Here is an 8,971-nt window from a genome sequence, read left to right as displayed (position 1 = left end):
TTCAAACGAACATCAACACCGTTTATCAAAACAGAACGTCGATACTTAGGACACCATACCACATGGTATTTGCAGGAATAGACAATATTATGATTAGATTTATATTCCATACATATATTATACTGCTGTGACGTATATAATTCAATAGAAATTAGATATCTTTCAGCAGTATAATTATTGCATGAGTCGCCTTATATCCCTATTGCTAAAGCGAGGGGCTTTACGGCAACAATTGGTAATAATATTTTTAATTAGGTTGCCTTGTGTGAGATCTTTAGTCATTGTGCAGCCCTTTCTGTTATGAATATAAAAAACCTATCCGAAGATAAGTTTTAGAATTTTGTGAAGTCTGTTTTTTCACCATTAAGCCATCTTCTATGAGAAATTGTACGTTTTACAGCTAATGGGCGAGGTTCTTCAGGGAAAGTAACCATGTTTTTAGCTCCATTTTTCCATAAATCATAAATGTCTTCTGCATCTTCAATGAAAGACTGTGCTGGCATTAAACCATATAGACGTGGAGGAATGATCGTTACAGGAATTGTGTATTTTGGAGCGTCTTTGCGTACCTGCATCTCCATGTGCGGACAAACCATCGCTACATCAACTTCATCCATACGGTCTAATAAATGTAGAATAGGAATAAAAATAAACGATGCTCTTTCTTTTAATCCTTTTTCTTCGGATTCTTTTTCCAGGTGAGCGGCTAAAGCGCTGGAAGAAAAACCGCCACCACAACAAATTGCAATTCTTAACATTTTGAAAACTCCTTAATTGAATAAAGAAATTGTATATAATTCATCAAAAAAATGTAAGAAAAATATAAAAAAAGTTCAGCATTTGCTGAACTATCGTGCACCAGACAAGACTTGAACTTGCACGGATCTCTCCATACGCCCCTCAAGCGTACGTGTCTGCCATTCCACCACTGGTGCATCACGCTTAAGTATTTTACATCATAATAGGTAGATACGTCAATGCATTTTTTAAGAACTATGATAAAATATTCCACGGAGATAGATGGGATGAGTGTTTTAAGCATTTTTATTATTTCTTTTGAATTCGTTGCATTCATTATAAGCTTGATCATTTTAAGTATTTTGTGTCTGCAGAAAAACAAGAATCAGAAAGATAAAGATATTTTATGGATCGTATTTTTAGGCGCATTGTTATTAATAAGTGATTGTCTTGCGGAATTCTATAAAGGAAATACGAGTGAATTTGGATATGTAATGACACATTTATGCAATCCTCTTGTATTTATGTTTAATTATCTTGAAATGGGATTGCTTGCGAAGTATTTATATGATTCTTTAACAAACGTATTAAAACGTAAAAAAATACTATTTCATTTCATCTGGTTTTAGTAGGAATTTCTGTTGCGTTTGTTGTTCTATCACAATACTTTGAAATCTATTATTATTTTGATGCAAATAACGTTTATCATCGAACAAAATATTTTCCGATTTGTCAGATTCCAACAATCATAGGAATATTGATATTTATCTATCTTTTATATTATTTTAGAAATGATCTGCGTAGAAATGAACTTCTGTCTGCGATTTCTTATGTGTGTTTACCTACAATTTCTACGATCATTCAGATTTTTTTCTATGGATTGCCATTGCAGGCAGTATCTATTGTGATTTCTGGCTGGCTGTTATTTCTAGCAAGAGAATTGGATGTTAGAAATCAGCTGGAAGAGGCAATGAAAGTGAAAACGGATTTCTTGAATCGTATGTCTCATGATATACGTACACCACTCAATGGAATTCTTGGACTGATTGAAATTGATTCTAGACATCCACAAGAGTATGAATTGCTGAAAATGAATCGTACAAAAGCAAAAGTTGCGGCGAATTATCTGTTATCTTTATTGAATGATATGCTGCAGCTGAGTAAACTGGAAAGTCAGAAAATTAAAATTGTCTGTGAACCATTAAATATTGAAAAGCTGTTTGATGAAGTATTTCTGATTGCGAAGATGAAAGCTGAGAATTGCGGGATTACTCTGCAATGTCAGAAAGATGATATTCAACATCCATATTTAATGGGATCTTCTTTATATATGAAGCAGATTCTATTGAATGTGTTAGATAATTCAATTAAATATAACAAGAAAAATGGCAGCATTGCTTTCAGTATCAAAGAATGTGAAATGAATGATGGAAAAGCAATGATTCAATTTGATATCCAGGATACAGGTATCGGAATGAGTGAAGAATTTATTCAACACATTTTTGAGCCATTTGTACAGGAACATGAAAATAGAACTTCATATCAAGGCAGTGGTCTTGGAATGGCGATTGTTCTACAAATGATTAATATGATGCATGGAACCATTGATATTCAGAGTGTATTAAATGTTGGCAGTCACTTTACGATTCGTATTCCATTTGAAATTGCTGAAAAACAATATGAGATTTCTCAAATTGATACATCCGAACATGTTTCCATTACTGGTGTGAAAGTATTGCTTGCGGAAGATAATGCATTGAATCGTGAGATTGCGAAAACATTATTGGAAGATAATGGTGCAGTTGTATATGAAGCAGTGGATGGCAAAGATGTTGTTACACAATTTATGCAGCATGAAGAATATTTCTTTGACATTATTTTGATGGATATCATGATGCCTGTTATGAATGGATATGAAGCTTGTAAAGCATTACGAAATCTAGATCGAAAAGATGCGAAAGATATTCCTGTTGTTGCCTGCAGTGCGAATGCATTTGAAGAAGATATTGCAAAGTCAAAAGAATCTGGAATGGCTGCGCATTTAACAAAGCCATTAAAAGTAGATGAATTGATTCAGACAATCGCAAAATTCAACAAAAAAAATATTGAACCCTCTACAGTAGAAGTATAAAATGCTTTGGGGGTTTTTTAAGATGTTAGAAAAAATTAAAACATTTAAAGAATCCAATCCAAAACTCAGAAAAATCATGCTTGCCGTGATGAGTTTGCTTGTGATTGGATCATTATTTTCTTTCTTTACAGGTTTCAAAAAACTAAATGCCAATTATGGGGATATCCATTTTATTCAAAGTTTAGAAATGGATCGTGATACAGAAGCAGAAGATTATGATGAAGATTCAACTGTTTGTGATGTTACCTTTGTAAATGGTGATGCAAAGTTGATTGTTTCATATTCTTATGAAGAATATGAGGATCTAGATATTGATTCTATTACTGGCTATGAATATCAGACAGATAATGGAACAATGTTGTATTTTGATCATCAGGATCCTACTGCACAGGAAGTTCAGTATGTATTTCATCAGACAGAAGCCAATGCTTTAATGCCTGTGTTTAATTTAGGTATTGCATTATTAATCTTGTTTGTATCTGTATGGATCATGTATACATTCGCAAAAGCTTTTACAACATATGAAAAGTGCTGGTTCTTAACAATCATGGTGCTTGCAACAATTGTTGCGGTAGCATTCCCTGAAGACAGCGCAAATGGTGTAAATGGCATCATTATCATGTTGTTGTATCTGCTAGATACGTTCTTGAATATCCTTTGTGAATTGTTGATTTCTAAACAGTCTAGATACAACTTCCTTGTATCTGTACTTGTAGAGATTACAGAAATTGCAACATGTCTTGTATTGATGTATCGTTTTGCGACAATTGCAACAACATTATTCTTTTGGCTGCCAATTGATATCTTGAGCTATATTAACTGGAGTAAGCATAAGGATGACGAAAGTGATGAATTGACAGCTGTTAGAAGATTAAAAGGCTATCAGGAAGTATTGATTATTCTAGCAATCATCGTATGGACTTTTGTTGTTGGTTACTTCTTAAGTGGATTGGATATTCAAACAGATTTCTTAGGTGGTAATGAGCAGTTAGAAACAGCTATTACATATATTGATGCATGTGCTTCTGCAGTTGGTGTCGCAAATGGTTTGTTCATCTTCTTTAGACTCAGAGAGCAGTGGATTGCGTGGTATATTTGCGCTGCATTAGAAGCAATCATCAATATCCTGTCTGGTCAGTATGTATTGCTTGTATTGAAACTTGGATACTTTACAAATACAACATATGGCTATATCAAGTGGAGCAAGTATATTAAATCTCACCAGGAAGAAAAGAAGTCACTTTTCTAAAAATATTGATAAATAATAGTGTTATTGGTAAAATGACAGAGGAATTATAAATAAAAAAGGTGGTAATAAATTATGGCAATTGAAGCTGGAGATTTTAAAACTGGATTAACAGTCATGGTTGATGGTGATCCATGGCAAGTCATTGACTTTATGCATGTAAAACCTGGTAAGGGTGCAGCAATTCTGAAAACAAAGATGAAGAACTTGAAAACAGGTTCTACACAGGAAAGAAACTTTAACGCTTCTACAAAGTTTGAAGCAGCAATGATTGAAAAGAAGTCTGCACAGTATTCTTATTCTGCTGGTGATGTCTACTATTTCATGGATATGGAAACATTTGAAACATATGAATTAGATGATGCACATGTTGGAATGAATAAGTATTTCTTAATTGAAGGTATGGATGTTATTCTTCAGATTTTTGAAGGACAGGTTATCGCAATCGTTGTTCCTGATAAGGTTGAATTGACAGTTGCAGAAACAACACCTGCAATCAAGGGTGCTCCATCCTCTCAGACAAAGGACGCTGTTACAGATACTGGTCTATCAATCAGAGTTCCTCAATTTATTGAAGAAGGAGAAAAAATTCTTGTTTCTACTTCTGATGGAAAGTATTCTTCAAGAGCTTAATTCTAAGCTCTTTTTTTCGATGTATGAAAAATAAAGTTGTATTGATTACGGGCAGTGCAAAAGGCATTGGTAAAGCAATTGCAAAAGAACTTGCAAAGAATGGATATGATATTGTGATCAATTATCTGCATTCAAAACAAGAAGCATTGTCTTTACAGAAAGAACTCATTGCATCCTGTGGTGTGGATGTATTAGCGATTCAGGCTGATGTTTCTAGTGTGGAACAGGTGGATGCGATGGTGAGTGAAATTGAAGAAAAGATGGGCAGTGTTGATGTTTTAGTGAATAATGCGGCAATTGATCTATCTAATCTTTTCCATTTGAAAACAAGTGAAGAATTTCAACAGACAATGAATGTGAATGTCGTTGGTGCATTTAACTGTGCGAAAAGAGTATCCCATCACATGATGGAGAAAGAGTATGGAAGAATTATTAATATTTCTTCGACGAATGGCATGAATACGTATTATCCAATGAGTATTGATTATGATGTTTCAAAGGCAGCATTAAATGCCTTAACGCATGATCTTGCGATGCAGTGGGGACCATATATTCATGTGAATGCAATTGCGCCTGGGTTTATTGGAACAGAGAGTGAACTGGATGGGTATGATGAAGACTTTCTGAAACAGGAATGTGAAAAAATTCTGGTGGAACGCTATGGAAAACCAGAAGAAGTTGCATATCTTGTTAAATTCTTGATCAGTGAAGAAGCAGATTATATTAATAATACAATTATCCGCATTGATGGCGGACAAAAAGGAAGCTGCTGAACGAATAATATTGGTTTATTGTTGGATTTACATGTAACTATAATTATGGAAGTCTGGAATATTATATTTCAGGCTTTTTATGTTATTTATTGTGATTTTTGACAAAAATTATGTGCAATGCACTTAAAATGAATGTATGTATTATTCTATTATTGTATAAGGGAGTAAACAATTATGACAAAGAGTAATTTAACAATTAGAATTGAACCAGCTTTAAAAAAAGAAGCATCTGACTTATTTCAATCTCTTGGATTAGATTTGAGTACCGCAACAGGAATGTTTTATATTCAAGCATTGCGCTGTCATGGATTGCCATTTCCTGTGATTGCAGATGGAGAGCCAAATCAGGAAACATATATGGCTATGAAAGATGCAGAAAACGATAAGCATATGTCAGGACCATATGATTCGATTGATGATTTAATGGAGGCATTGGATGCTTAAAGTAAAATTTACATCACAATTCAAAAAGGACTACAAAATTGCGATAAAAAGAGGGTTTGACAAAGAAAAATGCGAACAGTAATTGAGGTGTTGTGTTTGCAGAAAGAATTACCCGTCAAGTATATGGATCATTCTCTAGTGAATTCAAGAAACTACAAGAACATGAGGGAACTACACATAGAACCAGACCGGTTTTTGGTTTATCAGATTGAAAGTGAAGAATTAATATTGAAGTTAATTCGTACAGGTTCTCATTCAGATTTGTTTTAATCATCCGAAAAAAGGCCTGAATCATCAGGCCTTTAAGTTATAATGTTTCTCTAATATGTGTGAGTGCAAGCAGGATGGATAGTTTTCCATATTCGAAGGATAATCCTCCCTGCATATATAGTGTATATGGTGGAACAACTGGAGCATCTGCACTTAATTCGATTGTACTTCCGTTTGTGAAGCTTCCACATGCCATGACTTCATCAAATGGATAGCCTGGCATTGGTGCTGGCATGACTCTTACAAAGGAGTCAATTGGTGAGGATTCTTGAATGCCTTGTGTGAAATGTACAAGGTTTTCTTCACTTCCGAGTTCTACTGTTTGAATAATATCTGTACGCTTATCGTTCCATTTTGGAGCGACATTTTTATATCCAAGCTTTTCGAGCATCCATGATGCAAATACCTGTGTCTTGAGTGCACCTTTGACGGCGTTTGGCGCCATGAATATGCCTTTGAAGAATGCGTTATTCTGGTTGAAGTTTGCACCTTGATTTTTACCAATACCAGGAGCAGTTAAACGGTCGGCAACCATTGCAATCAGATCTTCTCTTCCCGCAACATATCCGCCTGTAGAAGCAATGCCGCCACCTAGGTTTTTCATGAGTGATCCAACAACGACATCGGCACCAACATGTCCTGGCTCTTTGTATTCAACAAGTTCTCCATAGCAGTTGTCTACCATGATGATGACATCCTGATTGACGGAACGAATGGCCTGAATGATTTTTTCAATCTTATCGATTGTTAGAGATGCTCTTGCGGAGTATCCTCTTGATCTTTGGATTTCAACAAGTTTTACGTCTTTTCTTTCTAGACGTTTCACGATTGTTTCTTCATCAAAATCATTGTCTCCGTTTTCTAGTGTTAAAAGATCGATCTGTTCATATTTAACACCATTTGCTTTTAATGACTGTGTGGAATCTCCAGATAGACCAATCATTTCCTGTAAGGAATCATATGGAGTTCCTGTTAAAGAAATCATTGTATCTCCTGGCTTTAAAAGAGATGAGAATGTTAAATACAATGCATTTGTACCTGACATGATCTGTGGACGGACAAGAGAGTCTTCGCATCCAAGTACTGCAGCAAAGATTTTTTCTAGCTTGTTTCTTCCTTCATCATAGTCACCATATCCATTTTGTTCCGCAAAGTCTGAATACGATACATTGTTTTCAATAAATGCAGATAAGATACGGTTGGAATGATAGAAGCAGATGTTATCTATTTCATCATAGATGGGTTTGCATTCTGCATCTGCCTGTTTTGCTAAATCTAATAAAGATGGATCAATTTCGTCTAAAATCATAGTTGCTCCTTTATTCTGGTTTCTTTACGTAGTTGTATTCATCCAGTTTCTTTTGAATGTTTTCTGGAATTTCTTTTTTGACTGGAATGAGTGCACTGTTAGCCATTCTCTTAGAGAATTCTAAGATATATGCAATATCTTCCTTGATATTCTTTTCACTGACAGTACTCATGTCGTCATATTTACAATGGATTGGTTCAAGATGTGTATTTCTAGCGAAACTTAAGGATGGTACGCCATTGGATGCAAATGGAGTGGAATCACTTGGATATGCACCTGTTGTTACCTTATTGGCAAATCCAACTTCACTGGAGAAATAATCAATGTAATGTGCAAGCTTATCTTCTGCGGATACACGTGTATCAAATTCTCCTAAATGAGAACCAATCATATCGACATTGATATTCAGACGATAGTCTTTGAGATGTTTCTGATGTTTCTTGCAGAAAGCAATGGAACCAAGCAAGCCTCTTTCTTCACTTCCGCACCATACAAATACAAGTGTATGCTTTGGTTTGTGGGATGCAAAGTATTCTGCGAGTTTATAGATTGTTAATGCACCAGTTGCATTGTCATAGATGCCATGAGAAAGTGGAACAGAATCATAATGTGCAGAGAAGACGATGATTTCATCATCTTGCCCTTTGATCTTGCATACAACATTTCTGCTCTTTGCGTTTTTGACAGTTGTCTGTTTTAATGTGAGTTTTACAGTCTGTGCATTGTTTTGAATCATTGGATATCCATCTTTGAGGTGGATATTTACACCTGGTAATTGACCAAGTTTTTCTAATGGTTCACGAATTTCTTTGCAGTCAATATCTGTATCGTCATCGTGCAGATTTCCATTACATGTGATAAAACCAGCTGCACCATTTTCAATAAGTGATTTATATGTCCAGTAAGGAAGACCACCATCTAAAAATACAATTTTATCTTTGATGTTCTGTAAATCTCTTTCATCGTTCTTGTTTCTGAGATAGTACATGTCTTTTGTGAGTTCTGCGGAAACACTGTTCATGTAGCCTGTGCAAGGAATAGATTTCTTGTATGGTTTTGTTACTTCCAGTTCTGCTTTTGAAATTGTGGAAGCATGGACTGAGAAGTCTTCGATTTTTGCTTTTAATCCAAGCTTTTGTAATTCTGCCTGAATAAATTCAGCGGCTTTTAATTCTTCTTTTGAACCGCCTGTACGAATAAAATCTAAGTTTTTTAAAAATGTCATTTCGTTCATAAATTTATCACCACCTAAACCATTATACTCAAAATTACGAATTATTTTTTGGAGAATGGGAAAAACTTGTGAATATACATAGTAGAGCTTCCTGTAACATGTAAATGCAGAAGTGGAAAGGAAGAATGAAATAAAAAAGTACCTGTCGTAAAATTGAATCTGCTGATCTTGACCGGTTAGCTGAAACAATAAT

The 8,971-nt window shown here is 34.9% G+C and carries 11 protein-coding genes and 1 tRNA gene; 7 read left to right on the top strand and 5 right to left on the bottom strand.

Features of this window, described 5'->3' with window-relative positions; genetic code table 11:
• The 3 genes from ACTND6_RS09965 to ACTND6_RS09955 all read right to left on the bottom strand — a co-directional run.
• On the bottom strand, positions 1-110 hold a 110-nt coding region (locus tag ACTND6_RS09965), incomplete at its 3' end, for a transposase (RefSeq protein ID WP_441023954.1).
• A 222-nt stretch (positions 111-332) separates the two neighbouring features.
• Positions 333-758: a PTS sugar transporter subunit IIB gene (locus ACTND6_RS09960; RefSeq protein WP_441023952.1), complete on the bottom strand. Its 426-nt coding sequence runs from the start codon at positions 756-758 to the stop codon at positions 333-335.
• Between the two features lie 96 nt (positions 759-854).
• Positions 855-935: transfer RNA gene (locus tag ACTND6_RS09955), tRNA-Leu, on the bottom strand.
• 90 nt (positions 936-1,025) lie between these two features.
• On the opposite strand from ACTND6_RS09955, the gene ACTND6_RS09950 reads away from it, so the two are divergent.
• From ACTND6_RS09950 to ACTND6_RS09920, 7 genes are all read left to right on the top strand, one after another.
• On the top strand, positions 1,026-1,367 hold the full coding sequence (locus ACTND6_RS09950; RefSeq protein WP_178176598.1) for a hypothetical protein: 342 nt from the start codon (positions 1,026-1,028) through the stop codon (positions 1,365-1,367).
• Positions 1,368-1,495: 128 nt separating this feature from the next.
• On the top strand, positions 1,496-2,869 hold the full coding sequence (locus ACTND6_RS09945) for an ATP-binding protein (protein WP_441023950.1): 1,374 nt from the start codon (positions 1,496-1,498) through the stop codon (positions 2,867-2,869).
• A 22-nt stretch (positions 2,870-2,891) separates the two neighbouring features.
• Positions 2,892-4,118: a nicotinamide riboside transporter PnuC gene (pnuC, locus tag ACTND6_RS09940; RefSeq protein ID WP_441023949.1), complete on the top strand. Its 1,227-nt coding sequence runs from the start codon at positions 2,892-2,894 to the stop codon at positions 4,116-4,118.
• Positions 4,119-4,190: 72 nt separating this feature from the next.
• A complete protein-coding gene (gene efp, locus ACTND6_RS09935; RefSeq protein ID WP_178176595.1) occupies positions 4,191-4,748 on the top strand; it encodes an elongation factor P in 558 nt (185 codons plus the stop codon).
• A gap of 23 nt (positions 4,749-4,771) precedes the next feature.
• Complete coding sequence (locus ACTND6_RS09930) at positions 4,772-5,521, top strand: SDR family NAD(P)-dependent oxidoreductase (protein WP_441023948.1); 750 nt, start codon at positions 4,772-4,774, stop codon at positions 5,519-5,521.
• A gap of 174 nt (positions 5,522-5,695) precedes the next feature.
• Complete coding sequence (locus ACTND6_RS09925; RefSeq protein WP_441023947.1) at positions 5,696-5,965, top strand: type II toxin-antitoxin system RelB/DinJ family antitoxin; 270 nt, start codon at positions 5,696-5,698, stop codon at positions 5,963-5,965.
• 69 nt (positions 5,966-6,034) lie between these two features.
• A complete protein-coding gene (locus ACTND6_RS09920; protein WP_441023946.1) occupies positions 6,035-6,235 on the top strand; it encodes a type II toxin-antitoxin system YafQ family toxin in 201 nt (66 codons plus the stop codon).
• Between the two features lie 37 nt (positions 6,236-6,272).
• Here the strand turns inward: ACTND6_RS09920 and ACTND6_RS09915 are convergent, their stop codons facing one another.
• Both ACTND6_RS09915 and ACTND6_RS09910 read right to left on the bottom strand, forming a co-directional pair.
• Positions 6,273-7,544: an aminotransferase class I/II-fold pyridoxal phosphate-dependent enzyme gene (locus ACTND6_RS09915; RefSeq protein WP_441023945.1), complete on the bottom strand. Its 1,272-nt coding sequence runs from the start codon at positions 7,542-7,544 to the stop codon at positions 6,273-6,275.
• Between the two features lie 10 nt (positions 7,545-7,554).
• Positions 7,555-8,778 carry a M28 family metallopeptidase gene (locus tag ACTND6_RS09910; protein WP_441023944.1) on the bottom strand — a complete coding sequence of 408 codons (1,224 nt, stop codon included), beginning with the start codon at positions 8,776-8,778 and terminating at the stop codon, positions 7,555-7,557.
• Positions 8,779-8,971: the final 193 nt, after the last annotated feature.

The organism is Bulleidia sp. HCP3S3_C9 (assembly GCF_052064035.1).
In the GTDB taxonomy this organism is placed as follows: domain Bacteria; phylum Bacillota_I; class Bacilli_A; order Erysipelotrichales; family Erysipelotrichaceae; genus Bulleidia.
The sequence above is the reverse complement of the archived record's forward strand: the minus strand, read 5'-3'. Positions and strand labels throughout refer to the sequence as shown.